The organism is Sphingorhabdus lutea (genome assembly GCF_001889025.1).
In the GTDB taxonomy this organism is placed as follows: domain Bacteria; phylum Pseudomonadota; class Alphaproteobacteria; order Sphingomonadales; family Sphingomonadaceae; genus Sphingorhabdus_B; species Sphingorhabdus_B lutea.
Genome location: NZ_CP018154.1, coordinates 328,578 through 354,192 on the forward strand (window position 1 = coordinate 328,578; position 25,615 = coordinate 354,192).

Consider the following 25,615-nt stretch of genomic DNA (forward strand, 5'->3'; position numbering starts at 1 on the left):
TTGCGCTTAATTATTTAAACCGCAATATCGTTAATCACATGACATTAAAATGGAACATCATCGTCCAAATCATCGTCAAAACCGCCAAAATTTGACCCGCCGCCTGATGAGCCACCGCCAAATCCGCCGCCGCTGCCGCCGCTATTGCCGCCCTGATTCCATCCGCCGCCATTGCCGCCGCCCGATGAACCACCACCAAAGCCGCCGCCATTACCGCCGCCGCCTTGTTTGCTATCCAACATGGTCAAGCTTGACCCCATGCCGGACAAAACCACTTCGGTGCTATAACGATCATTGCCGCTTTGGTCCTGCCATTTGCGGGTTTGCAATTGGCCTTCAATATAAACTTTGCTGCCCTTGCGCAGGAAACGTTCTGCAATACCGACCAAGCCTTCGGATTTAATCACAACGGTGTGCCATTCGGTGCGTTCGCGTTGTTCGCCGGTGCTTTTATCTTTCCATTTGTCGCTGGTTGCAATTCGTAAATTGCAAATGCGTCCGCCATTTTGAAAGGACTTAACCTCTGGATCTGCCCCTAAATTTCCGACAATAATGACTTTATTGACGCTCGACATAAATATTCCCCATAAATTTCATTGTTACTAATATATTGAACCTATGGCGCATAATTTGCCTCTATCCAAGGCCAAAAGCAACCGCGGTCCAATATGTTATTCCTGCAGCAAGATAGGCCAGCGCGAATAAATAAGCCAGCATGAATAATGGCCATTTCCACCCATTGGTTTCACGCTTTGCCACCGCGATGGTGGAAATACATTGCGGGGCAAATACAAACCATGCCAAAAATGCCAATGCGGTGGCCAATGACCATTTTCCAGCAAGTGTTTTGCCCAAATCAGCGCTTTGTTTTTCTTCATCCTCTGCATCAATGGCATTAACCGTGGCCAATGCTGACACCGCAACCTCCCTTGCCGCCATTGCGGGGATTAAGGCAAGGGCGATTTCCTGATTAAAGCCAATAGGCCGAACCACCGGTTCAATAACCGATGCAATTTGCCCAGCATAGGATTTCTGGCTTTGCAAATCACTGCTTGCCCCGTCAACCTTTGGAAAGGTAAGCAGCAACCATAATATAATTGTTGCAGCCATGATGATGGTGCCTGCACGGCGCAAAAACACCCATCCTCTTTGCCATAGACTGATTAAAATATCGCGCATTCGCGGCATTTGATAACGCGGCATTTCCAATAAAAATGTGCCTTCTGCGCCCTTTGCCGCCGTTTTGCGGATAAATATTGATGCAATCATCGCGGCAATTATGCCCGCCAAATATAAACAAAATAACACAAATCCCTGAAGCCCGATATTGGGCCCAATAGTCATTTTGGGAATGAATGCGCCAATAATCACCGTATAAACGGGCAGCCGCGCCGAACATGTCATTAAAGGGGCCACCAATATTGTCGTCAATCTTTGCTTATCATCCGCGATACTGCGCGTTGCCATAATACCCGGAATCGCACAGGCAAAGGATGATAATAAGGGAATGAAACTATGCCCCGACATGCCCGCCGATGCCATGAAACGGTCCATTAAAAACGCCGCCCTTGTCATATATCCGGTTGATTCCAACAATAATATAAATAGGAAAAGGATTAAAATTTGCGGCAAAAAGACAATGACCGATCCAACTCCCGCAATCACCCCTTGGGTTATCAAGTCGCTGAAAAATCCGGCGGGTAATAAATTGGCGACAAAGGCCGCCAGTATTTCGGTGCCGCTTTCAATCCATCCAATGGGTGCTTCGGACCAGCTATAAACCGCCTGAAACATAATGAATAACAGACCAAGCAGGATAAAAATACCGCCCACAGGGTGCAATAAAATTCTATCCGCAGTCTGCGTCCATAATCTTGACGCGCTTTGTTTTAATATGGTCAATTTGGCCAAACGATGCGCCTCGGCAAATCTTTCCTTGTCATCCAACATCGCCACCGGCAAATTTTCCGCAGGTTCATTAAGGCAGATTTCCAATGCAGCGGTCAAATCGGTCAAACCGCGCTTTCGCACCGCGACCGTTTCCACAACCTTTATTCCCAATGCCGTTTCCAATGCCTGCGGTGATAGAGTTAATCCATCACGCGCCGCCATATCCACCATGTTTAACGCAATAATCATGGGGATACCCAGCGATTTTGCTTCCAAAATAAGCGGCAGGTGATTGTCCAAATTATTGGCATCAACCACGGCAATAATGGCCGATATTTTATCCAGTCCATCCTGTTGACCGCGCACAGCCCGATTGGTTACCTCTTCGTCCAAACTAATGGGGGTTAAGCTATATGTGCCGGGCAAATCCACCAAGCGCGCCATATGGCCAGAGGCAAATTTCAACTGCCCAATTTTCCGCTCCACCGTCACCCCGGGATAGTTTGCGATTTTCTGGCTTGCACCGGTTAATGCATTAAATAATGATGTTTTGCCTGCATTTGGACATCCCAATAATGCCACCAATGCTGATTTTTTCGATATGCTATTATCCATGGCCAATATCCTGATTTTCGGCGGGGCGCAGCATGATATGCCGCGCGGTCTTTGCGCGCAGGGCAATTGTCATCCGGCCGATTTGCACCACAATGGGATCACGCCAAAATAATATACCGCGATGCCGCACATAAATGGACGCCCCCTCCTCAAATCCAAAAGAACGAAGGCGATGTGCCTCATTTTCTTTTAAATTATGCCAATTTATGCCATCAATTATGGCCGCAATATTAGGTGAGAATGTATCGAGGGTCAAAATATAGCCGTTAATTTATGTGAAATTAAAATATTTGCGCCGCTTTATTGCAACTTATTATCAGTAACAGCAACCATATAATGGTTCAACCATTATTGGCCGATATCATATCCCTTATTTTGCGGGATATCGCATCCGCCCAATAAGCCGGCTTAGGCTGGGCATATTTTCACTTCGCGCCTTCCATCCTGCCTTTGCCTTTTCAAATTGCATCACATTGTCAATACGGCGTGACAAAAATGCTTTTGTCTCTGCAAAATTTTCGCTTTCATCATTGATGAAAACCGCCAAAGTGCTACCATAAACCGCCGATAAAGTCATTCTTTTGGTATAATGATTAAAATCACTACTTTCATCACCGGCCATGCGCCACATGCGGTCCGCCGTGCGCCATCCAATTTTCGCGGTGCTGGACAAATTGCTGGGCATTGCCAATATCGCCATTGCGCGTCGCTGTGCCTCGCAATATGGGGCCATAATATCCAGCCTAGTTTGAATTAAGGCGGAGATGCGATCGCGAATTTTCATGCTGCCTATTTTTTCAGGCGGCAGGCGGCGGGCCATTTCGGCATCAATTCCGCCAATATAGCATATGACCATGTCAATCGCCCCTGCGGGAAATGCCAAAATTGCAACATCTCCATCAACGCCAATTTCTGCTGCTGCGGCCAAAACTGCCTGATTGGTCCAGCCATCAAATGCCGCATGTTTGGGTAGGATAAGGGCGATTTTATCCCTAATCTCTGTCAAGGTCAGATCATTTTTTGCATCTGTCATCATATATTCCATTCATGGCTGCACTATATGCTATAATTTAAGATAATGCCCCCTTCTTATTTGGGCAAGACCTGCTTTTAATCATCGCCTGCCTTTGTATCGGGCAACGCCTCCACCATTTTAATCGGCGCTTTATCCATCCTAACCAAAACCAACGCCGCCATCACCATGGCCGCCCCGACAATATCTAAACCTGTCACAACCTCTCCATAAATAGCCAATCCGGTCAATGCCGATACCACCGGCTGCATCAATAATACCAAACCAATGACCAACGAGCTGAAAGACGACATGGAATAAATAAGACAGCCTTGGCCGATAATTTGGCTGCAAATGGCAAGCGCAACCAACGCCGTCCAATCATCGGCAAATAATTTTTCCCCCAATAATAGGGTGATTATCAATAATGGTATGGCGGAAAATATACTAACCAAAAATAATACCGAAAAACTGTCCATTTTTTGGCGAACCCGGATCAGGCTTATCATATATCCGGCATATAAAATCCCCGCCAGCAAAGATAAAATATCCCCGCGAAAATTTTGCGGCGAAATTTCCAAACTTTGCCCCATCAATAATAAAGCGCCCAAAAATGCAAATAATATCGCCAAAATCTGTGTCGGGCGCGGCCATTGCCGCGAAATGAAAATCGCGTAAATCACCAAAAACAGGCTGGCACAATTGCCAAAAATGGCCGAATTACCCAATTTAGTCAGCATTATTCCCGCATGCCAGCTGGTTAAATCCGCCGCAAAAAACAAACCAGCAAGTAAAAGCGCGAATAGGGATTTTTTACCCAATTTTTGATCTATTTTCCCGTCTTCACCGACAAAGGGCAAGTCATGTCCATTTGTGCCATTGCCCGCCATTTTGCGCCTGCGCCTTAAATATAAATAATATAATGCAAAAATCGGCAGCGGCAGCGCCATTCGCCAAAATGCCGCCGCTGTCGGGCCGGTGTCCGCCATTCGAACAAATAATGGGCCAAGGGCAAGCGCGACATTTCCAATTAACAAAATTAGGAAATTAAAATGCTGACCTTGAAAATGCCTAAATGCTGAATTACGCCCCATAAATCCTCAAAAATATAAAATCTGCCGTGCAATCGCCGCAGTTAATTTATCCCTTTAATATTGATATCTTGCCCGCGCAAATTATCTATGTTTAACTGCTCGTTTAATGCGGTATAAAATATGCCGCCATATTGATAGATTATAAGGAATTTATATGACCACCCCAGCAAGCCATTTATTAAAACAAGTCAATATTGGTGATTTGGATTTGCCAAACCGCATCATGATGGCCCCATTAACCCGTGGCCGCGCAGATGATGGTCATATGCCCAATATTTTGATGGCGCAATATTATGCACAGCGCGCCGGTGCGGGTTTGATTATCAGCGAAGCAACAGGCATTTCGGTCGAAGGACTTGGCTGGCCCAGTGCGCCGGGAATTTGGAACGAAGAACAAAGCGCAAAATGGAAAGTAATTACAAAAGCCGTCCATGATGCAGGCGGCAGAATATTTTGCCAGCTTTGGCATATGGGACGCCTTGTCCATCCTGATTTTTTGGGCGGCGACGCACCGGTTTCTGCCTCTGCCACATGTGCGCCCGGTCATGCCCATACCCCCACGGGTAAAAAAGATTATGAAATGGCTCGCAGTTTGGACAAGGATGAAATTCCCCGTCTGTTAAATGATTATGAAAATGCCGCAAAATTTGCATTGGATGCTGGATTTGATGGTGTTCAATTACATGCCGCAAATGGATATTTAATTGACCAGTTTTTGCGCGATAATTGCAATCATCGCACTGATGAATATGGCGGGTCACAGGAAAATCGTATCCGTTTATTGGAAGAAGTAACCGACCGTTTAATCGCGGTTTGCGGCGCAGATCGTGTTGCCGTTCGGCTTTCCCCCAATGGGGAGACACAGGGTATTGACGATAGCGACCCCATTGGCCTGTTCACCAAAGCAGCCGCCATGTTAAACAGCAAAAATATCGCATTTTTGGAACTGCGCGAACCATTGGAGGATGGGACATTTGGGTCAACTGACGTCCCACCTGTCAGCCCCCATATTCGCAAGGTTTTTTCAGGGCCATTGGTATTAAACAGTGATTATGATGTTGACCGCGCCGAAAAAGCGTTGGAAAGCGGCGCATGCGACGCGGTCAGCTTTGGCCGGCCATATATTGCCAACCCTGATTTGGCGCAGCGCATCGCGGCAGGCGCACATTGGAATAAAGATAATTACAAAACATGGTATGGCCCAGGCCCAGTTGGTTATACCGATTATCCCGCAATGGGCGAAGAATAGGAAATATAAAGACCATATAAAGACCATATAATGACCAATGCGGCAATCCCAACCCATATCATCCTTGCGATTGCCGCATCATCTTTTTTCGTCTTTGCCATTGCTGAACGCCTGTGGCCCAATCGCCGCCGCGTCATGAAATGGCAAAGCAGGTGGCTGGTCCATTTGGTCTTTTTTATATTGAACAGCATATTGGGCCGCGCGTTAATTGCCGTCATGACGGTATCTATTGCTGCCAATTGGGCGCAGGATAATAATTTCGGCCTGTTTAACATCATCGCCTTGCCATGGTGGCTGGTGGGTATATTAATATTTATAATCATGGATTTTTGGGTGTGGTTTCAACATTTGTTGATGCATAAAATTCCCATTTTATGGCGCGCACATATTGTCCACCATTCAGACCGCGATCTAGACGTCACCAGCGCGCTGCGATTTCATCCATTGGAGCTGATTTTTTCCACTTTATTTAAATCTACTTTGGTCGCTATTTTTGGTGTGCCGATATTTTGGGCGATATTATTTGAAATATGGTTGAATATTTGGGCCATGTTTACGCATAGCAATATTCGCCTTCCCCATAAATTTGACCATTTACTTGGCGCATTATTTGTTACGCCCGACATGCATTTAATTCATCATCATATTATCATTGATGATCAACAGAAAAATTACGGTTTTGCACTTAATTTATGGGATAAAATATTCGGCCAATATCGTGCACAACCCATGAATAATAGCCTGCATGACATGAAATTAGGATTGGATCAGCATCAGGATAAAAACCCCGCAAAACTGCGCTGGACATTGCTATTGCCTTTTTTAGTTAAATGATTAAAATTAAAAAAATTCAGTGCCCCCTGCTGAACCAATTTATAAAAAACTGTAAAATATTTTACAGTGGTGGGAGGCGGTTATGCATAAATTATCAAAATTATTATTTTTAACTTCGCTATTAAGCAGCACTTTTTTATTAAGCAGTTGTGATTCCGATATATTAAACCCCGCAGATATTCAGGCGGATGTTAAACAGGCCCCCTATCCACAACAGGTATTTTGGGGCGACACCCATTTACACACGAATAACAGTGTGGATGCATTTGGCTTTGGTGTTCGGCTTGGTCCGGATGATGCCTATCGATTTGCAAAGGGGGAGAAGGTAAAGGCGACGGGCGGATTGGATGCACAGCTTCGCAAACCGCTCGATTTCCTTGTCATTGCGGATCATAGCGACGGTTTGGGTGTCACCAGACGAATTTATGAAGCACCACGCTGGGCATTAAAAGATCCATTGTTAAAAAGATGGCATGACCAAATGCATGAAGGGCCAGAGGGCAGCCTTGCCGTAACATCAGAATTAATCGATAGGGCAGCCGCTGGCACATTGCCCGCCGCGATGCGCAATCAGGAGAATCAGGAAGAAAATAGCCGAACAATTTGGCAGGAAAATAATAAAATCGCCGATAGGCACAATCGGCCAGGTAAGTTTACCGCCTTTATCGGTTTTGAATATACGTTAATGCCACAGGGCGATAATTTACATCGTGTGGTCATGTTCCGCGATGGCAAGAAACGCACCAATAAAGTGCTGCCCTTTCCCGGTTTGGATGGGTCAAATATAGAAAAATTATTCGATTATATGGATAATTATGAAAAAAATACTGGCGGGAAGGTTTTGGCTATTCCGCATAATAGCAATCTTTCCAATGGTTTAATGTTCCAAATGACCGCGCCCGATGGCGGGGCAATGACTGCTGAAATGGCCCGCAGACGCGCCAAGCATGAGCCGATTATGGAGGTTACGCAAATAAAGGGCGATAGCGAAAGCCACCCCTATCTTTCCCCCAATGATGAATTTGCCGGATTTGGCGATGCGGGATGGGAACTTGGCAATTTGACCATGTCGGCAAAAAAGCAAAATACTATGTTGGCCGGCGAATATGCGCGTGAGGCGTTGAAACGCGGTCTGGCGATTGAGGCGAAAACTGGCGTTAACCCCTATCGTTTCGGTATGATTGGCGCGACAGATTCCCACACGGCATTGGCCACCGCAGATGAAGATAATTTTTTTGGAAAACATAGCGGCACCGAACCAAATAAAAATCGCGCCGCAGAGCCGCAAAATCTTGGTACAAGGGAGGGACGATTTGGCTGGCAATATTTGGCCGGCGGATATGCGGGCGTTTGGGCCACATCCAACACGCGTGAGGCCATTTTTGACGCCATGATGCGCCGCGAAGTTTATGCCACAACTGGCCCTCGTATGCAGGTTCGATTATTTGGCGGTTGGGGATTTACCCCACAAGATTTTGCCGGAAATTGGGTTGAAAAAGGATATAGTCAAGGCGTGCCAATGGGCGGGGTGTTACCCGCGCAATCCGGTGTAAAAGGCGCACCGACATTTTTGGTTTCCGCGTTAAAAGATCCCGATGGCGCAAATTTGGACCGTGTCCAAATGGTCAAGGGTTGGATTGATGCACAGGGCAATTTACATGAAAAAATATATAATATTGCATGGAGCGATATGCAAAAACGCCCCATAAATGCAGCAGGTTTAATCCCCTCCGTCGGTAATAATGTGAATTTGCAAACCGCAACATATGAAAATAATATTGGCGCAAATGAACTGCAAACCATGTGGCAAGACCCGGAATTTAACGCATCGCAACAGGCATTTTATTATGTTCGGGTTTTGGAAATACCCACGCCGCGTTGGGTATTATTTGATCGGCTGCGCTATGGCGCGATATTGCCCCCTGATACGCAATTAACCGCACAGGAACGCGCCTATACATCGCCCATTTGGTATAGCAGATTAAATAGTTAATTTCGGGTCCAATAATTGCATCATCCGGCGCATGGAAATATGGGCCAGCATTTTGGTATCCGCCTTTCGCCGCGCAGCAGATAGCGGGACCAGCTTGGCCGGATGGACAATTTCCGCATCATATTGATCAGCCACTATTAACCCGCATCGGCCCATAATATAATGTTTATTGCCCGAAATTTCGGCGGCCAAATGCACTGGAACTGCCCAATAAAAACGATCGCAATGTTCCAAATATTCGGTCCATTTTTGATCCCCGCGCAGATCGGCCAAGGATGATTTAATTTCAACGATTATAATCTCACCCTTTTCATTCAATCCCATTAAATCGGTGCGGCGACCATTGGGCAGGCTGATTTCCGTTTGAACCGCAACTCCATTTCGATAAAATAAACGCGATGCACCGCGCGCAATTAACGCCGCATCCATAATGGGCGGCACAGAAACTGCCGAAATTTCTTCATTCTTCGTCATTTTTATTATCCCGCCCATTTCGATGCCCCCTTTAAAGATATTAGAATCAATATAGATTGAAATATAGTAAAAATAAAGAACAAAGAAAGAACAAAAAGGGCCGCCAAAGCAGCCCTTTACATCATTAATTATTTAATCAATATATTGTCAATTACTTAGCGATAAAATACATGATTATCGATACGACCAATACGTTGTTTGCGCCAGCCGGGTGAAACATGGGTTGCATGAAAATATAGCGCATTTTCAACTTTACTATCCCATGAATCATTCATTGCAATTTGTGCAATCGCAACTGCATTTTTCCAGCTTTTCTTTGATGTGTTGATTTTTGGCATTTTGCCGCCACGCACAAATGAAAATTGCGAACGTTGATATACTACACCGCAAATGCTGCCGGGGAAACGCCCCGATGAAGCACGGTTTAGCACAACTTTCGCCACGGCCAATTGTCCGGCCAGGCTTTCACCCTTTGATTCAAAAAATATAGTTCCGGCAAGGCAATGCATTTCTTCGGAAAGGTTGATATCCGTATTTTGCATGGATACTAATTCTTGCAAAGATGATGCGCCATTTGCATCTTCGACTATATCTTGTTGTGAATTTTCTGTTTCCGCTTTGGGTACTTCATTAACAAAGCTGCCCGTTCCTGGTTTAAATATAATAGCGGATTCTTTATTATCGGATTTAATTTTGGATTGATCCAAAATATTTTCATCAACGATAATTTTACCAGCATCTAAATTATTTGCCGCTGTATCTAAAGCTAGACCATCATCACCGATTAAAACGGCAGCGGATAGGATGAACGAAATGGCCATCGCAGAGACAGCCTTGGTAGATTTGAACATTTAATTATCAAATTATGCGGCCACGATGGTCCAGAAGAAAAAACACAACAGCTTCTTTATACCGTATCCGTCTCGCATGTTTGCCCTAACACCCCATATTATTTTTTGTCTTAAGGCAACCTTCGCTTCGGTTTATTGCGCTCTAAATATTGTGCAGTGCAATAAAGTCAAGACAAACTGTCCAATAATACGCCCAGTCGTTCATCATCTGCGATATCCAGTTCAATTACCCAAATATCTGGGTCGATATTCTTTCTTTTTAGGACCCAATCTTCTATTTTATTAACTTTATCAATATCTTGAATGAACTTTTCTTGCCATATATGATGGCCATTTACATCCATAATATATGTATAAAGCCCTATATTCTGCCCATTTTTGGCAGTTATCAGGATAATTTCGCCTGCACTTTCATCACCTTTTTTAAGGACCGTGGCGTGATCACCATGCGCATTGGCCAATTTTACCAATGCCTGCACCTTAATCTTTGAAAGCAGCCGCGCAGTCATAAGCTGGGTATTGCCCCTGACAAAATGGGCTTAGGCGACATCTTTTTCTTCGGCCACATTCAACATGGCATATAAAGCATCCTTATTTGCCGCGCCGCGCAATCGTGCCAAATTATTATCATTGCGGAACATGCGCGAAATTTCTGCCAATGCCCGTAAATGGGCGCCGCCATCATCGGCGGGTGAAATTAGGCAGAAAATCAAATCCACGGGTAAATCGTCCACCGCGTCATAATCAATTGCCTTTGCCAAAGACAAAAATATTCCGCAGGGCCGGGTAATTTTATCGCTACGGCAATGCGGAATTGCGGTTCCGCCACCAAATCCCGTTGGGCCAAGCCTTTCTCTTTCGATTAAAGCATCAGCAATGATAGTCGAATCCAGTCCATATTCACGTGCGGCACATTCAGAAATAAATAGCAATGCCGCATCTTTTGATTCTATTTTAGGATCAAAAAATACAGATTCCGACGTTAATTCGGTCAAATTGGTTAGCATAAACAACCTCCGCAGCACGAATCACAAAAGCGATTCGTGCCTGCTTCATCTTTAAATAAATAATTATCTCTTTGAATTAAAAGACAAAATATTCAATGTCTTGGTATCAACTTTTTGGTTCAACCCATCCAATTGTACCATCGTGGCGGCGGTAAACCATATTATGGCGCCCAGTGCCACTATTTTTAAACAAAAGTGCCGAAGTATTACGTAAATCCATCATCATAACCGCATCTGAAACACTGGTTTCGGGAATATCCGCGCTGGTTTCTGCAATAATAACGGGTGAATCACCGACCAATTGATCATCATCCTCATCCTGTTCTTCATATGAAGGGATTTCAAATACAGTATATGCAGCCTCCTCCATTTTTAATGCATGGGCGGTTTGGTGATGGCGGTCATTTAATCGGCGTTTATAGCGGCGAAGCTGTTTTTCAATTTTATCAGCAGCTTCATCCAATGCCTTATGCGCATCTTGTGATTGGCCATGTCCTTTTAACACGACACCATGCATGACATGGGCGATAATATCGGCGGTAAAGCTGTCATGTGGGCCCCGGCCAAAGGTGGCATGTGCGGATATTGCATTGGCAAAATATTTTTCCGCCATGGAGCTAAGCCTATTTTCGACATGGCCCTGCAATGCTTCGCCTGTTTCTACCTGATGGCCTGAAACTCTAATATCCATGTCTTTTCTCCTACTGTTTACAAACTTAATTTATCAAAATTTATGCCAAATGGCATTTTCGATTTTTGCTATAAATGCTTTATGCGCTTCTTCTTCCTCCGCATTAATATTAAACGGCCTAATCGGCATAATATTTCCCGTTGGTTTGGAAATTTTTCGTGCCTGACCGGCATCATTTGCCGCATCACAATCGGTTATTTCGGGGTTCAGACCAAGCCCAATTTGTCGCCCGCCCAATAACTCAATATAAAGCTGTGCTAATAATTCGGCGTCCAATAAAGCGCCATGTTTAATCCGGTGGCTACGGTCAATCCCATATCGGGTGCAAAGCGCATCAAGCGACATTTTTGCGCCAGGATGTTTTTTCTTTGCAAGAACAATTGTGTCAACCATTCGGTCCATGGAAATTATATCATGGCCCGCGCGCGATAATTCGGCATTGATAAACCCAAAATCAAAGGGCGCATTATGCGCGACCAACGGGCTATCTTGTAAAAATGCCAATAATTCCTCTGCCCCATCGGCGAATAAAGGCTTATCAGATAAAAATATATCGGACAGCCCGTGCACTTGTTCGGCCGCGGCGGGCATGGTGCGCTGGGGATTATAATATGCGTGAAAACTTTGCCCCGTTAAAACACGGTCAATCATTTCAACACACCCAATTTCAACCATTCTATCCCCATTATCAGGTGAGAATCCAGTGGTTTCGGTGTCGAATATTATTTCTCTCATTATGATTCTAATATTCGCCTTATTTTCATAAATTACAAGATGGTCCGCATAATATTTTCAATAATGTGACAACTTGTTCTTCGCTTTGCTGTAATGTCCCGCCATTTTCGATAATATAATCAGCCAATAATCGTTTTTGCGCATCGGGCATTTGCAATGACAAAATTTGATTAAATTTCTCCTCCGTCATGCCGGGCCGTTCCAAAACACGTTGGCGTTGAATTGATGCGGGGGCGGAAACCAAAATTACCTTATCCAATAATTTTTGCCCGTTTTTTTCAAATAATAAGGGAATATCAAATAATATCATTTCCTTATCATGATGTTGTTCAATAAATTTTTGCCGAATTTCGGCAAGAACAGGGTGGATAATCACTTCTAATTTTGCCAATTTATCAGGATTGCCCAGCACCATTGCGCCCAAAATTTGCCTATCGACACCTGTTTCATTGGTTGATCCGGGAAATGCCTGTTCAATTTGGGGGATTAAAGCGCCGCCTGGTCCCTGCAATTTATGCACCTCAGCATCAGCGTCAAATATAGGGATATCATATTTGGCAAATATTTTGCCTATGGTGGATTTGCCCATGCCAATTGAACCAGTTAAGCCCACTAATAACGGGCCTTTGCGTGAATTTTCATCTGCCAATTGCGGTTTATCAATCATAGATTGTCCAATAAAATGCGGCGCAGCTGTTCATCGACACCCTCTGGTGGGGATTGACCAAAAAATAAGTTAAATGCCAATGCCGCCTGTCCAATTAACATGGAAAGCCCGTCAATATTATCCAGCTCAAGCGATTCTGCGACATTTAAAAATTTGGTATCAATGGGATTATAAACCAAATCATAAATAATCGGGCTGTTTTTAACAATGGCAAGCGAGTCGAATATCGATTCTGGCATATCATCTTGACCTTGTTGGCCAAGCGGGCTGCAATTCACAATTAAATCCGCCGGTGGTAATTTATCACCAAAATTTATAACCCCTCCCTTTAATCCAAAAGACGCCAATAGGCCCATTGCCTTTAATGCCGAGCGCGCCACCATGGTCACTTTGCCAATTTGTGCGCGCGACAATGCAAATAATATCGCCCGCGCCGCGCCGCCCGAACCGATAATAATCGCACTTTTACCCTGCCAATCAATATCGGCAATGGGGCTGAAAAAACCGGCGGCATCAGTATTTGTCCCGCGTAAAATTTGCGGATTTTCTGCATCGCGAAAAACCGTGTTTACCGCACCAATGGCTAACTTTACCTCTCCCACCTCGTCCACATGGTCCATCGAATTGACCTTATGCGGCAAGGTGATATTACAACCAAGCCAATGGGGATCGGCGCGACGCGTGGTAAAATATGCGCCCAAATCCTCTGGCGCGACCTCAATTGCGCGATATTGTGCATTTATGCCCAATTGTTCCAACCAAAATCCGTGGATTAAGGGCGATTTGCTATGTTTTATGGGATATCCAATTACCTCAACATATGGTCCATCGCCATTTTGGGCCTGTTCAGCATTAAATTTCATGCGATAAATTTCCGTTCAAATAAATAATCAATCACTGCCAATAATGGCATGCCCATAATGGTAAATTGGCTACCCTCTATTTTTGCAAATAATAAAGCGCCCGGCCCCTCAATTTGGTAACAACCAACACAATATTGTATTTCATGCCAATTATCATCGACATATTTTTCGATGAAATTGGGCGATAATGGGCGCATAGTCATTTTCGCAATATCGATATTGCGCCATATGGGCCGCCCCTCTTCTGCCATTACGGCGGCGCTTATCAACCGGTGTGTCTTGCCGGATAAAATGCTTATATGCCGGGCGGCTTCTTCCTTATCCCTTGGTTTAGAGAGATAACTGCCATCTTCAAGTTGCAATATTTGGTCGCTGCCCAATACCAAAGTTCCCGCGCTGCAATAATCTTGTTTGCGGGAAATTTTTAATGCCTTTGCCTCGGCCAATTTATCGGCAATATTTCGCGCGCTTTCTTTTTGATTTTTCAATGATTCAATAATGGCTTGTTCATCAATATTTGCCGCCATTGCAGTATAATGTAACCCGATATTGTCCAGCATAAGCCGGCGGGCGCTGCTTTTTGATGCTAAAATTAACGGCATGATTATTCGGCGGCCTTTTCATCATCGGCTTTTGGCGCAGATTTGTTTGAATCTTTGGCATTTTCACGATCATTAAACATTTTAATAATCGCCGCTGCGCTTTCCTCAATCGACCGGCGGGTCACATCCATAACGGGCCAATCATTATCCGCAAACATCCGGCGGGCAAAGGCAAGTTCTTGTTTAACCTTATCCTCATCCACATAATCGGTCTCGGGTGTTTGGTTTAAGGATAAAAGCCGATTGCGTCTTATTTGTATTAAACGTGATGGGCTGGTCACCAAACCAATCACCATGGGATTTTTCAACCGATATAATATTTCGGGCGGCGGCGATTCCACAACAATGGGTATATTGGCTGTTTTATAGCCGCGATTTGCCAAATATATGCTGGTCGGTGTTTTTGAAGTGCGCGACACGCCGGCAAGGACAATGTCCGCTTCCTCCCAATTTTCCCAGTTTAATCCATCATCATGGGCAATGGTAAATTGAATGGCATCGACCCGTGCAAAATATGCCGCATCCATTAAATGCTGCCGTCCAGGCCGTGCCTGTGCCTCTTGTCCCAAAATATTGGACAGCGCATCGGTAATCGCGTCTAGCGCGGCAATGGCAGGAAGACCATTAGCACGGCATTTATTTTCAAGCTTTCTGCGCAATTCTGGATTGACCAATGTAAAAAGGACAAGGCCAGGATGGTTGATTATTTCTTCTAAAATACGGTCCAAATGGGTTTCGGAACGCACCATTGGCCAAAAATGCCGCACAATATTTTCCACCCCGTCAAATTGTGCTAAAGCCGCCTTTGCCAGATTTTCCAACGTTTCACCGGTTGAATCGGATAATAAATGTAATTGTATTGCTTTGCTCATGGGATAAGTTTGTGGATAAATGGAGGATAAAGCAAGGAAAGAAATTTAATAAGCCATCATCTTCATTTACGCGGTGGATAAACCGCTATTTTATGCAATTTCATCCATTAACGCCCACAGATTATCCACATGCTCAAAAAATTATCCACAGCCTGTTGATAATGGGGACAAACTTTGCGACTCATGGAAAATTGTTCATATTGTTTGAGTCAATATGTTGGCAAAATAGGTAAAGATGACTACATGGCCAACATATCCCCAATGCATCAAACATCATCTAATATTTATATAAATATATATATTATTATTGGTGCATTCCTTTGAATGAATATCGATCTTAAATAATATCTTTGAAAGTAACACTCATGAAACCAATAATGGCCGTATTACAGGGTAAAAAGCCGAAAATTGCCCCAATTTGGTTAATGCGTCAGGCAGGGCGATATTTACCCGAATATCGTAAATTACGCGCGGAAAAAGGCGGATTTTTGGATCTGGTTTATGATAGTGACGCCGCCGCAGAGGTTACTTTACAACCGATTAGACGGTTTAATTTTGACGGCGCCATTTTATTTTCCGATATTTTGGTCATTCCGCAAGCATTGGGTCAGGATTTATGGTTTGAAACGGGCGAAGGGCCGCGCCTTGCCCCGCAATTAAAAAATGGAGGATTTGATAAATTAATACCCAATCCAGATATTTTAAATCCGGTTTATGATACCATTAAAAAAACCAAGGCAGCATTGCCCGATCATGTAACAATGTTGGGCTTTGCGGGCAGCCCATGGACTGTTGCGACCTATATGGTCAATGGACAGGGCAGCAAAGATCAATATGAAACCCGTCTTTTGGCCTATAAGGATGAGGAAAATTTCACAAAAATTATTGATGCCATTGTTGGAATGACCATTGATTATCTTTGCAAACAAATTGATGCAGGGGTGGAGGCTGTTCAATTATTTGACAGCTGGGCAGGCAGCCTGTCGCCAGCACAATTTGATAAATGGGTTATAAGGCCTAATACAGCGATTGTTAAGGGTGTGAAGGCTGTTCATCCCAATACACCCATTATCGGCTTTCCAAAGGGCGCTGGCGGCAAATTGGCGGCATATGCACAGCAAACGGGTGTTGATGCAATTGGGCTTGATGAAACGGTTGATCCTATATGGGCAAATAATATCTTGCCAAAGGGGATGCCGGTTCAGGGTAATTTAGATCCGCTATTATTAATGAATGCGGGAGATGATATGGTCCAGCAAATTTCAATAATATTAAAAGCATTTGAAAATCGGCCTCATATTTTCAATTTAGGCCATGGTATTGGCCAATTTACGCCAATTGAAAATGTTGAAAAACTGCTTCACCTTGTTCGTGATAATGACCTATAATGCAATAATTGGAATTTATGATGGAAATGCTCGCTATGCTATATATTTGGGTTAAGGCTGCACATATTATTTTTGTGATTTTTTGGATGGCGGGGCTTTTCATGTTGCCACGTTTCTTCATTTATCATCAAGAATGCGTGGTCGGCAGCGAAGAAGATTCCAAATGGATTGAGCGTGAAAAAAGATTAAAAAACATAATTTTAACGCCATCCATCATTATCGTCTGGGTTCTTGGTTTATTCCTAGCAATGCAAATACAGGCATTTCAAATGGGATGGTTTCATGCCAAATTATTGGTTGTTTTATTGCTATCTGGATATCATGGATGGATGAGCGCCTATGCCAGTAAATTGGCACGGGGTGAGCGCAAGATGAGCGATAAAAAATTGCGTTTAATGAATGAAGTGCCCGGCATTGCGGCGGCGATTATTGTCATATTGGTAATTGTTAAACCATTTTAAATATTTATAAATTTTCTGTGGGTCATATTTTCGTCAATATGCAGCTATATTGACGATGGTTCATAATATTTTCGCCATATTGACTTTTGACGATTATTTGTTTAGTTCAGCATCATTCCCGTCCGGGAGAGATACTGTGCATTATATATTTGAACAGTGCCAATTTTTAACATCATCGATCGAACATCATTGTCCGAACACGCTCTTATTTTTTGAGCATAATTATGGATTATTGCTATGCATTTAAAAGATTTAAAGGCAAAAACGCCTGCTGAACTCGTCTCCATGGCCGAAGAATGGGATGTAGAGGGTGCATCCACCCTGCGTAAACAAGATTTGATGTTCGCAATTTTAAAAGAAATGGCCGATGATGGCGAACAGATTATGGGTCTTGGCACGATTGAGGTGCTGCCCGATAGTTTTGGTTTCCTTCGTTCGCCAGAGGCTAATTATCTTGCCGGACCAGATGATATTTATGTCTCGCCCAATATGGTGCGCCAATATGGTTTGCGCACGGGCGATACAGTTGAGGGTGAAATTCGTGCACCGCGCGATGGGGAGCGTTATTTTGCCTTAACAAAATTATTAAAGGTTAATTTTGAAGATCCAGAGGCGGTTCGCCACCGTGTGAATTTTGATAATTTAACCCCGCTTTATCCAGATAGTAAGCTCATCATGGATAATTTGGACCCCACGGTAAAGGATAAATCCGCCCGTGTGATTGACATTATTTCTCCACAGGGCAAGGGCCAACGCGCATTGATTGTGGCACCGCCACGGACAGGTAAAACCGTTTTATTACAAAATATTGCAAAGGCGATTACCGATAATCATCCCGAAGTTTTCTTAATCGTGTTGTTGATTGACGAACGGCCCGAAGAGGTGACCGACATGCAGCGCAGCGTAAATGGGGAGGTGGTATCATCCACATTTGATGAACCCGCCACCCGCCATGTTCAGGTCGCCGAAATGGTGATTGAAAAGGCAAAGCGTCTTGTCGAACATAAACATGATGTAGTTATCCTATTAGATAGCATTACACGTCTTGGCCGTGCATATAATACTGTTGTCCCATCATCGGGCAAGGTTTTGACCGGCGGTGTGGATGCCAATGCTCTGCAACGTCCAAAACGTTTCTTTGGTGCGGCGCGTAATATTGAAGAAGGCGGTTCGCTTTCCATTATTGCAACGGCGTTAATCGATACCGGCAGCCGGATGGATGAGGTTATTTTTGAAGAATTTAAGGGCACTGGCAATAGTGAAATTGTTCTGGACCGCAAGGTTGCCGATAAACGTATTTTCCCTGCATTGGATGTGGGTAAATCCGGCACACGTAAGGAAGAATTGCTGGTTGAACAGGGCAAATTGAGCAAAATGTGGGTATTGCGCCGCATATTGATGCAAATGGGCACAGTGGATGCCATGGAATTCCTGCTTGATAAAATGAAGGATTCTAAATCAAATGAAGATTTCTTCGACAGCATGAACCAATAATTTTTAATTAGATAATAGAGAGAATATCATGGATATTTTACTTACTCTTTCCGATGCAGCAACGGCGACTGGTGGGCTTGGCTCACCTGCGGAAATTTGGGCCGCCATTGTTCATGACTTTTCCAATATTGGCACTGCCTCAGCTTTCACGGCATTTTTAACCGTTTTGGCGATTGATTTGGTGCTTGCCGGTGATAATGCCATTGTTGTTGGCGCACTAGCGGCGGGCTTACCCGCGGATCAACGTCGTAAAGTTATTATTATTGGTGTTGTGGCTGCATTGGTATTGCGGATATTTTTTGCGTTAATTGTTACCCAATTATTGCAAATTATTGGTTTAATATTGGTTGGCGGCTTGTTGTTATTATGGGTGGCATGGAAAATGTGGCGCGAGCTGCGCGTTGTGGAACATTCGGCGGGTTCTCCAGAAATTGATGGCGATGAAAATAGTGGCCTGAAACCTGCAAAAAGCTTTGTTGCTGCTGCTTGGGCTGTTGCAGTTGCCGATGTGTCGATGAGCCTTGATAATGTATTGGCGGTTGCCGGTGCAGCAAAGGATCATCCAGGTATCTTAATTGTTGGCTTAATCTTTGCTGTTGCCATGATGGGCGTGGCGGCAAATGTCATCGCCAAATATATCGAACGGTATAAATGGATTGCCTATATCGGTCTTGCCGTGATTTTATATGTGGCGGTAAAGATGATTTATGATGGTTGGGTCGATCCAAATGTCGGTGTCGGCACATTATTTACATAAATTTGAAAAAGGGCCGGTAAGTGATTATCGGCCTTATTTTTTGACTAATTTCACTCTATCTTTTCGGCAATAGACTTTGTTTATCGTTCGTGCGAAACATATATTGTCATTATTATTTTAAGATGTGGCAGAAAGGAATAATATTATGAAAATTAATATTGAAATTGATTGCACGCCCGAAGAAGCGCGCACTTTTTTGGGACTGCCAGATGTTACCAAGGTGCATGAGGCATATGTTGATAATATATCAAAGGCGATGAAAGGTGCGACAAATTTGGACCAATTGGAAGCTTTAGTAAAACAAGTTGCACCCGTTGGCCAAATGGGCATGAAATTATTCCAACAATTTGCCGAAAATGGGGCGGCCGCCGCCTTTGGTAAAAAAGACGATAAATCAAAAAAATAAATATATGCACGAAGATACAATTTTTGCACTGTCCAGCGGGTCTCTTCCCGCAGCGTTGGCCATTGTTCGGATTAGCGGCCCATCGGCGTTAAAGGCGGTTCAAACATTGGCGGGCCGTGTTCCGCCACCCCGCCGTGCATCATTATGTAATATATATAATCCTGTGGATGAAGGATTATTGGATCAGGCAATCATTATTATTTTCAATGGGCCTGACACTGCCACGGGTGAGGATTTGGCTGAATTGCATCTTCATGGGGGAAAGGCAGTTGTCCGCGCGGTTGAGGCAGTTTTGTCTGACATTGACGGGTTGCGCCATGCAGAGGCAGGGGAGTTTACCCGCCGCGCATTTATGAACGGGCGGATGGATTTAAACGAGGCTGATGGGTTGGCTGATTTATTATCTGCTGAAACCGAATATCAACGCCGCGCTGCCATAAATATGGCTATGGGTCATTTTGGGCAACAAATTTATAATTGGCAGGAAGAGATATTAAAATTATCTGCTCTGGTCGAGGCGGAGTTAGATTTTAGCGATGAAGATGATGTCGATGATAATAATATCATCCAGATGCAACAAATGTTGGAAAAATTATCTAGTTCAATTGAAAAAATCGCCAATCAGCCAACAACCAACAAATTACAAGAAGGCATAAATGTTGTTTTGGCCGGTCCGCCCAATATTGGTAAATCAACATTGCTTAATGCATTGGTTGGACGTGATGCAGCCATTGTATCGGATATTGCAGGAACGACCCGTGATGTTATTGATGTGGCCGTTGCCATTGATGGCGTTGCATTTCGTTTTTTGGATACGGCGGGCCTGCGGGAGCTTAGCGACGATCCAATTGAAAAAATAGGTATTGATCGCGCGCGGGCTGCATTTGAATTGGCCGATATCATCTTATGGCTGGGCGAGGAGGGTGAAGGGCCAGTCCATCCACAATTGGTGGAGATCGATGCAAAGGCCGATTTAAGTGATATTCAACGAAAGTCAGAAATAGCCATTCAGGTGTCGGCAAAAACACATATTGGGATTGATATTTTGCGTCAGAAATTATTGTCACTATCAACAATATTGCTGCCGCCATTGGATGGATATGCCCTTAATCAACGTCAAAAGACTTTATTGGATCAGGCAAATTTATATCTGGCCGATGCAATTTTATCGCATGACTGGATTATTATTGGTGAAAATCTGCGTTTGGTGAGAGGATGTTTTGATAAGCTTACCGGACAAAGCCATGTTGAGGATATGCTTGATACTTTATTTGGGCGTTTTTGCATTGGTAAATAAATTCACGCGATGCTGTTTCACGTGAAACATAATAGGTAAATTAACTAACTTCTATTTTGACCTATTGCCCAACAAAGGGTAAAGCGCAGTCAATGAATAGTGAAAATCCAAATTTTGATATTATTGTCATCGGTGGCGGCCATGCAGGATGTGAGGCGGCAGCAGCGTCGGCGCGCATGGGATGCCGGACTGCTTTAATCAGTTTTGATAGAAAAATGATTGGTGCAATGTCATGTAATCCGGCCATTGGCGGATTGGGCAAAGGGCATTTGGTCCGCGAAGTTGATGCATTTGATGGCTTAATCGCAAAGGCTTCTGACGATGCGGCCATCCATTACCGCATGTTAAATGCGTCAAAGGGATCTGCGGTTCAAGGGCCAAGAATTCAGGCTGACCGAAAATTATTCAGCCAATCTATTCAGCGTCAATTATCTTTATTACCATTATTGGAGATAATAGAGGGCGAGGCAGCGGCCTTAATCACCAATGAAAGTGGTGATATTGTTCATGGTGTGACCCTTGCAAACGGACAAAACATCCATGCCAAGGCAGTAATTTTGGCAACAGGTACATTTTTGGGCGGTAAATTATTTCGAGGTGAAGAACGTTTAACCGGTGGACGCATTGGGGAAAATAGCGCGTTAAAATTGGCGGATCAAATTCGCGGTCTATCGCTGCCCATGGCTCGGTTAAAAACAGGAACGCCGCCGCGCATTGATGGGCGAACAATTAACTGGGCAGAGCTGGAGCAGCAGCAAAGCGACGATGGAAACTGGACCATGTCCGTTATCAATAATCATCGAATCTTGCCGCAAATATTCTGCGCGATAACGCGCACCAATGAGCGTACACATGATATTATCCGTTCTGGATTGGATCGATCGCCCTTATTTGGTGGTGACATTCAGGGGCAGGGGCCACGATATTGCCCGTCAATTGAGGATAAGATTTTCCGCTTTGGCGGGCGTGATGGGCATCAAATATTTCTAGAACCAGAGGGTTTGGACAGCCATTTAATTTACCCAAATGGTATTTCAACTTCATTGCCCGTTGATATTCAAGATGCAATGCTGCGGTCAATAAAGGGTCTGGAAAATGCGGTGATGGCTGTTCCTGGATATGCGGTGGAATATGATTATATAGATCCGCGTGCACTGAATAGGAATTTGGCCATAAGGTCGATGACCGGGCTTTATTGTGCTGGACAGATAAATGGTACGACAGGTTATGAGGAGGCGGCTTCGCAGGGCCTTGTTGCGGCCATTGGCGCGGCACAAATGGTGCGCGGAGAGGCGCCATATGAATTTTCACGTAGCAATAGTTATATTGGCGTGATGATTGATGATTTAACTTTGCAAGGTGTGACCGAGCCATATCGCATGTTGACGGCCCGTGCGGAATATCGGCTTCGTCTTCGTGCGGACAATAGTTGTCATCGTTTAACGCCAGATGCGATTAAATTATCAATGGTAAGTGGCGAATTTGAAGCGAGATTTAATGCATATGAGGAACAGCGCGATCATTTATCCCATTTGATGCAAACCAAAATTACCCCCGAACAATTGAGTAAAATTGGTTTTGAGGTAAAATCTGGCATGGCGGTGATGACCATATTGGAGTTGTTAAAATTCCCCACATTATCGTTGGAAACATTATTGGCCGCCGCTTCCATTGATGGAAATATACCCGATGCTTTGTTAAATGAGTTGGAACAGGATGGGCGCTATGCACCATATTTGGAACGTCAGGAAAAGGAATTAAAGGAAATTGCCCGCAATGAGCAAATTTCAATTCCAATGGATTTAGACTTTGCCAATATTGCGGGATTATCTCGCGAAATGGTAGAGAAGTTTGAAACTGCACGGCCAAAAACATTGGCAGAAGCAGGACGTATTAGAGGGGTAACGCCCGCTGCTTTATCGGCGATTTTGGTTCATGCCAAACGTAGGCAGGGCAAGAAAGCAACAGCATAATGGATAGAAATTATAATGGATGAGCATCAAGCCAGGCAGTGGTTGGAAACCGAATGCCGCGTTTCACGTGAAACAATGGAGATGCTTGAGCAATTTTGCGCCTTCCTTTATGAAGAAATGCAGGGACAAAATTTAATCGCGCCTGCATCCTTTGAACATATATGGACACGCCATATTGTCGATAGCGCCCAGTTGATAAAATTATTGCCTGCCGATTCGCATCAATGGCAGAATCGCAAATGGTTGGATATGGGTTCTGGTGCCGGATTTCCCGGCTTAATCATCGCCATGTTGACCAGTTGGCGGGTTACTTTGGTCGAATCGCGGCGTAAGAGAATTGAATATCTGTTGCGCGCGGTGGAAAAATTTGGCTTGCAACAGCGTGTAACCATTGCCGGTGAGCGTTTGGAAAATGTGCCGACTGCCCCATTTTCGGTCATAAGTGCGCGGGCATTTGCACCATTGCCCAAATTATTAGATATTTCGGAACGCTTTTCGACAAATAAAACTTGCTGGTTGCTACCAAAAGGGCAAAATGCCGCAAGGGAATTGGAAGAATCTAGTCTATATTGGGATTTAGATTTTGAGATACGACCATCCATCACCGATGCTGATGCGGGTATATTGGTCGGCAGAGTCCATGGTCAAAATAGGAAAATGCGGGGAAAAAGATGATTATTATATCAATAGCAAATCAAAAGGGCGGGGTTGGTAAGACAACAACGTCGATAAATTTGGCCACCGCATTGGCTGCGACGGGGCTGTGCACATTATTGATTGATTTGGATCCACAGGGCAATGCCTCCACCGGTTTGGGTTTAACCCAGGCGGATCGTGAAAATAACAGCTATAAAATATTATTGGGTGAGGCCAGTGTTGAGGAATCAGTAGTTGATACAATGGTGCCAAAATTACAAATTTTACCCGCAACCGTTGATTTGTCCGGCGCGGAAGTGGAATTGGTTGATTTAGAACATCGCACCCACCGATTGCAAATGGCCTTGAAACAGGCCGATCAGGCAAAATGGGATGTGTGCTTAATTGATTGCCCGCCATCGCTAGGTTTGTTGACCATCAATGCGATGGTTGCGTCGGATATGTTGCTTGTTCCTTTGCAATGTGAATTTTTCGCATTGGAAGGATTAAGCCAATTATTGCAGACTGTGGATAGGATTCAGCAAAGATTTAACCCGCAATTATCCATTATTGGTGTTGCCCTTACCATGTATGATCGGCGGGCAAAATTAACCGACCAAGTCGCCGATGATGTGCGCGCATGTTTGGGGCAATTGGTATTTGATACGGTTATTCCGCGAAATGTCCGCTTATCCGAAGCACCAAGCCATGGTGTGCCTGCATTAATTTATGATCATAAATGCACCGGATCGGAGGCATATTTAAAATTGGCGCGTGAAGTTATTTCGCGTCTGCCCCAAGAGGAGATGGCAGCATGAGCGAGACAAAGCCAATTATAAAGAAAAAAGGTTTGGGTCGTGGTTTGGATTCATTATTGGGGGAGGCAATTCGCGGCAACAATAATAGCAATAGCCAACAAGATAATAATATAGATAGCGGCGAGGGTGATTCCAGAATTTCCATCATATCAGTTGCCGATATTCAACCACATCCTGGACAGCCGCGCCGTCATTTTGCCGAAGGACCATTGAATGAATTGGCGGCCAGCATCGCCAAACATGGAATTTTACAACCTATAGTGGTTCGCCCACGGGGCAAGGGATATCAAATTATTGCGGGTGAACGCCGCTGGCGCGCGGCGCAACGTGCGCGGTTGCACGAAGTTCCGGCCATTATTCGCAGCTTTTCAGATAGTGAGGCCCTGGAAATTGCGTTAATTGAAAATATTCAACGTGAGGACTTAAATCCCATTGAAGAGGCAGAGGCCTATCATCGTTTAATCGAAGAATTTGGACATAGCGCGGCCGAGCTTGGTAAATTGGTTGATAAATCGCGCAGCCATATTGCCAATATGATCCGCTTGCTTGACCTGCCTAAATCGGTTCGTGATTTGGTGGTTGAGGATAGATTGACGATGGGCCATGCACGTGCGCTTATCAATGCTGAAGATTCGTTGTCCCTCGCCGTGCAAATAATGAAACAGGGATTATCAGTTCGTCAGACCGAAGCATTGGTGCGTAAGGAGAAACGCGGCGATGATATAAAGGATAATCACGCAGCGGCCCTATCAAAGGATAAAGGTAAAATTGATTCCGACCTTTTGGCGGTGGAGGATCATCTATCCGATATATTGGGATTGAAGGTTAAAATAGTTAAGGGTGATAGCCCGGATCAGGGATCTGTTACATTTCATTACAATTCATTGGACCAACTGGACATGCTATGTATGCGGGTAACAGGTGAGCAAATTTAAG

General features: G+C 44.3%; 28 protein-coding genes. 13 read left to right on the forward strand and 15 right to left on the reverse strand.

Annotation, left to right across the window (positions count from 1 at the left end):
• Positions 1-44: 44 nt before the first annotated feature.
• The 5 genes from ssb to LPB140_RS01630 form a co-directional block, all read right to left on the reverse strand.
• Positions 45-575, reverse strand: coding sequence for a single-stranded DNA-binding protein (ssb, locus tag LPB140_RS01610; RefSeq protein ID WP_072558387.1), 531 nt, complete (start codon positions 573-575; stop codon positions 45-47).
• A gap of 61 nt (positions 576-636) precedes the next feature.
• Entirely contained in the window at positions 637-2,505 is a 1,869-nt protein-coding gene (feoB, locus tag LPB140_RS01615) for a ferrous iron transporter B (protein ID WP_072558388.1), read from the reverse strand.
• Complete coding sequence (locus LPB140_RS01620; RefSeq protein WP_072558389.1) at positions 2,498-2,761, reverse strand: FeoA family protein; 264 nt, start codon at positions 2,759-2,761, stop codon at positions 2,498-2,500. The genes feoB and LPB140_RS01620 overlap by 8 nt, the downstream gene beginning before the upstream one ends.
• A gap of 114 nt (positions 2,762-2,875) precedes the next feature.
• Positions 2,876-3,538 (reverse strand): COQ9 family protein, encoded by a 663-nt coding sequence (locus tag LPB140_RS01625; RefSeq protein ID WP_072560109.1) that lies wholly within the window; start codon positions 3,536-3,538, stop codon positions 2,876-2,878.
• A gap of 77 nt (positions 3,539-3,615) precedes the next feature.
• Positions 3,616-4,611, reverse strand: coding sequence for a DMT family transporter (locus LPB140_RS01630; protein WP_072558390.1), 996 nt, complete (start codon positions 4,609-4,611; stop codon positions 3,616-3,618).
• A 154-nt stretch (positions 4,612-4,765) separates the two neighbouring features.
• Here LPB140_RS01630 and LPB140_RS01635 point away from each other — a divergent pair, with 154 nt between their 5' ends.
• The 3 genes from LPB140_RS01635 to LPB140_RS01645 all read left to right on the forward strand — a co-directional run bounded on the left by LPB140_RS01635 (position 4,766) and on the right by LPB140_RS01645 (position 8,687).
• Positions 4,766-5,860, forward strand: a complete 1,095-nt coding sequence (locus LPB140_RS01635; RefSeq protein WP_072558391.1) for an alkene reductase — start codon at positions 4,766-4,768, stop codon at positions 5,858-5,860.
• Positions 5,861-5,890: 30 nt separating this feature from the next.
• Positions 5,891-6,694, forward strand: a complete 804-nt coding sequence (locus tag LPB140_RS01640) for a sterol desaturase family protein (protein WP_072558392.1) — start codon at positions 5,891-5,893, stop codon at positions 6,692-6,694.
• Positions 6,695-6,776: 82 nt separating this feature from the next.
• Positions 6,777-8,687 carry a DUF3604 domain-containing protein gene (locus LPB140_RS01645; RefSeq protein ID WP_072558393.1) on the forward strand — a complete coding sequence of 637 codons (1,911 nt, stop codon included), beginning with the start codon at positions 6,777-6,779 and terminating at the stop codon, positions 8,685-8,687.
• Here the strand turns inward: LPB140_RS01645 and LPB140_RS01650 are convergent.
• From LPB140_RS01650 to LPB140_RS01695, 10 genes are all read right to left on the reverse strand, one after another.
• Positions 8,676-9,161: an MmcB family DNA repair protein gene (locus LPB140_RS01650; protein WP_072560112.1), complete on the reverse strand. Its 486-nt coding sequence runs from the start codon at positions 9,159-9,161 to the stop codon at positions 8,676-8,678. The genes LPB140_RS01645 and LPB140_RS01650 overlap by 12 nt on opposite strands.
• A gap of 155 nt (positions 9,162-9,316) precedes the next feature.
• The gene (locus LPB140_RS01655; RefSeq protein ID WP_232223428.1) at positions 9,317-10,012 is read right to left on the reverse strand and encodes a cell wall hydrolase; all 696 of its coding nucleotides are present in this window, start codon (positions 10,010-10,012) and stop codon (positions 9,317-9,319) included.
• Positions 10,013-10,179: 167 nt separating this feature from the next.
• Positions 10,180-10,521: a DUF1491 family protein gene (locus LPB140_RS01660; protein WP_072558394.1), complete on the reverse strand. Its 342-nt coding sequence runs from the start codon at positions 10,519-10,521 to the stop codon at positions 10,180-10,182.
• Positions 10,522-10,551: 30 nt separating this feature from the next.
• Complete coding sequence (locus LPB140_RS01665) at positions 10,552-11,019, reverse strand: PTS sugar transporter subunit IIA (protein WP_072558395.1); 468 nt, start codon at positions 11,017-11,019, stop codon at positions 10,552-10,554.
• Positions 11,020-11,125: 106 nt separating this feature from the next.
• On the reverse strand, positions 11,126-11,710 hold the full coding sequence (gene hpf / locus LPB140_RS01670) for a ribosome hibernation-promoting factor, HPF/YfiA family (protein WP_072558396.1): 585 nt from the start codon (positions 11,708-11,710) through the stop codon (positions 11,126-11,128).
• Positions 11,711-11,743: 33 nt separating this feature from the next.
• Positions 11,744-12,445, reverse strand: coding sequence for a DNA polymerase III subunit epsilon (dnaQ, locus tag LPB140_RS01675; protein WP_072558397.1), 702 nt, complete (start codon positions 12,443-12,445; stop codon positions 11,744-11,746).
• A gap of 25 nt (positions 12,446-12,470) precedes the next feature.
• Positions 12,471-13,112, reverse strand: a complete 642-nt coding sequence (gene coaE, locus LPB140_RS01680) for a dephospho-CoA kinase (protein WP_072558398.1) — start codon at positions 13,110-13,112, stop codon at positions 12,471-12,473.
• Positions 13,109-13,975 carry a shikimate dehydrogenase family protein gene (locus LPB140_RS01685; protein ID WP_072558399.1) on the reverse strand — a complete coding sequence of 289 codons (867 nt, stop codon included), beginning with the start codon at positions 13,973-13,975 and terminating at the stop codon, positions 13,109-13,111. The genes coaE and LPB140_RS01685 overlap by 4 nt, the downstream gene beginning before the upstream one ends.
• On the reverse strand, positions 13,972-14,577 hold the full coding sequence (locus tag LPB140_RS01690) for a Maf family protein (RefSeq protein WP_072558400.1): 606 nt from the start codon (positions 14,575-14,577) through the stop codon (positions 13,972-13,974). The genes LPB140_RS01685 and LPB140_RS01690 overlap by 4 nt, the downstream gene beginning before the upstream one ends.
• A gap of 2 nt (positions 14,578-14,579) precedes the next feature.
• Positions 14,580-15,449 (reverse strand): pyruvate, water dikinase regulatory protein, encoded by an 870-nt coding sequence (locus LPB140_RS01695; protein ID WP_072558401.1) that lies wholly within the window; start codon positions 15,447-15,449, stop codon positions 14,580-14,582.
• Positions 15,450-15,814: 365 nt separating this feature from the next.
• Here LPB140_RS01695 and hemE point away from each other — a divergent pair, with 365 nt between their 5' ends.
• The 10 genes from hemE (at position 15,815) to LPB140_RS01745 (ending at position 25,614) form a co-directional block, all read left to right on the forward strand.
• The gene (hemE, locus tag LPB140_RS01700) at positions 15,815-16,837 is read left to right on the forward strand and encodes a uroporphyrinogen decarboxylase (protein ID WP_072558402.1); all 1,023 of its coding nucleotides are present in this window, start codon (positions 15,815-15,817) and stop codon (positions 16,835-16,837) included.
• Between the two features lie 20 nt (positions 16,838-16,857).
• Complete coding sequence (locus LPB140_RS01705; protein WP_072558403.1) at positions 16,858-17,298, forward strand: CopD family protein; 441 nt, start codon at positions 16,858-16,860, stop codon at positions 17,296-17,298.
• 237 nt (positions 17,299-17,535) lie between these two features.
• Positions 17,536-18,792, forward strand: a complete 1,257-nt coding sequence (gene rho, locus LPB140_RS01710; protein ID WP_072558404.1) for a transcription termination factor Rho — start codon at positions 17,536-17,538, stop codon at positions 18,790-18,792.
• Between the two features lie 28 nt (positions 18,793-18,820).
• Entirely contained in the window at positions 18,821-19,549 is a 729-nt protein-coding gene (locus tag LPB140_RS01715; RefSeq protein WP_072558405.1) for a YjbE family putative metal transport protein, read from the forward strand.
• Between the two features lie 145 nt (positions 19,550-19,694).
• Positions 19,695-19,955 (forward strand): DUF6489 family protein, encoded by a 261-nt coding sequence (locus tag LPB140_RS01720; protein WP_198024141.1) that lies wholly within the window; start codon positions 19,695-19,697, stop codon positions 19,953-19,955.
• Between the two features lie 4 nt (positions 19,956-19,959).
• On the forward strand, positions 19,960-21,252 hold the full coding sequence (mnmE, locus tag LPB140_RS01725) for a tRNA uridine-5-carboxymethylaminomethyl(34) synthesis GTPase MnmE (RefSeq protein ID WP_072560118.1): 1,293 nt from the start codon (positions 19,960-19,962) through the stop codon (positions 21,250-21,252).
• A gap of 92 nt (positions 21,253-21,344) precedes the next feature.
• On the forward strand, positions 21,345-23,225 hold the full coding sequence (gene mnmG / locus LPB140_RS01730; RefSeq protein ID WP_072558406.1) for a tRNA uridine-5-carboxymethylaminomethyl(34) synthesis enzyme MnmG: 1,881 nt from the start codon (positions 21,345-21,347) through the stop codon (positions 23,223-23,225).
• A gap of 15 nt (positions 23,226-23,240) precedes the next feature.
• Entirely contained in the window at positions 23,241-23,900 is a 660-nt protein-coding gene (gene rsmG / locus LPB140_RS01735; RefSeq protein WP_072558407.1) for a 16S rRNA (guanine(527)-N(7))-methyltransferase RsmG, read from the forward strand.
• Positions 23,897-24,679: a ParA family protein gene (locus tag LPB140_RS01740; protein ID WP_072558408.1), complete on the forward strand. Its 783-nt coding sequence runs from the start codon at positions 23,897-23,899 to the stop codon at positions 24,677-24,679. Before rsmG ends, LPB140_RS01740 begins: the two co-directional genes overlap by 4 nt.
• Positions 24,676-25,614, forward strand: coding sequence for a ParB/RepB/Spo0J family partition protein (locus LPB140_RS01745; RefSeq protein WP_072558409.1), 939 nt, complete (start codon positions 24,676-24,678; stop codon positions 25,612-25,614). The genes LPB140_RS01740 and LPB140_RS01745 overlap by 4 nt, the downstream gene beginning before the upstream one ends.
• The last annotated feature ends 1 nt before the right edge of the window (position 25,615 follow it).